The sequence below is a fragment of the Caballeronia arationis genome, assembly GCF_001544975.2.
Classification (GTDB): Bacteria; Pseudomonadota; Gammaproteobacteria; order Burkholderiales; family Burkholderiaceae; genus Caballeronia; species Caballeronia arationis.
In genome coordinates this window covers 1-779 of record NZ_FCOG02000539.1, presented here as the reverse complement: position 1 = coordinate 779, position 779 = coordinate 1, and the positions used below count along the sequence as shown (strand labels likewise).

The following is a 779-nucleotide window of genomic DNA, read 5'->3' as shown; positions in this document are numbered from 1 at the left end:
TCGTTGACCAGCATGGTTTTACGGCCAGCTATGAGAGCGTCAAACGTTTCGTCCGGGCGCTGCGCCACGTCGATCCCGAACAGTTCGACCGTCTTGAGTTTGCCGCCGGTGAATAATCACAAGCTTGTGATTATTCGGCGTGTACTAAACCGCTGAAGCGGTAGTGGGAGGGAAGCGAAGGCGAGTGGCTGGCGTTCCATGAGGACGGGCATCTGGAGCCGGACCGCAGCGAGGTGGTGAACCGGCCACCGGGAGCAGCATGGAGGTGCCCGACCGGGCACTCCATCCACTGTTCCCAGGAGGTCCACCATGACACTGCTCCGTGAACGCATGCAGCACGACATGCTGATCAGAAACCTGGCAGAGAACACCCAGACATCCTATCTGCTGCAGGTCTCCAGTTTCGCCAAACACTTTCATCGCTCGCCTGAACTGCTCGGCCCCGAGGAGATCCGCGCCTGGCTCGTCCATCTTCGCGAGGAACGCAAGCTGGCCCCCGGCAGTCTCGGCCCAACGATCGGCGCACTGCGCTTCCTCTACCGCGTGACGCTCAAACGCGACTGGAGCGACGAGGACTTTCCGTTGCCAAGAAAGCCGGTCCGACTGCCGGTCATTCTCAGCCTGGAGGAGATCACCACCTTCTTTGAGTCGATCGCCAGTCTCAAGCAGCGCACCATCCTGATGACCGCGTACGCGGCCGGGCTGCGCGTGTCTGAAGCCGTGCACCTGAAGGTCACCGATATCGATAGCCAACGCATGGTGATCCGCGTGAATCAGGG

Annotated in this window: 1 protein-coding gene; it reads left to right on the top strand. The window is 60.7% G+C overall.

Annotated features, from left to right (window positions below; translation table 11 throughout):
• Positions 1 to 309 precede the first annotated feature (309 nt).
• Positions 310 to 779, top strand: a 470-nt coding sequence (locus AWB81_RS43715; protein ID WP_159939047.1) for a tyrosine-type recombinase/integrase, incomplete at its 3' end; no start/stop codon positions are given.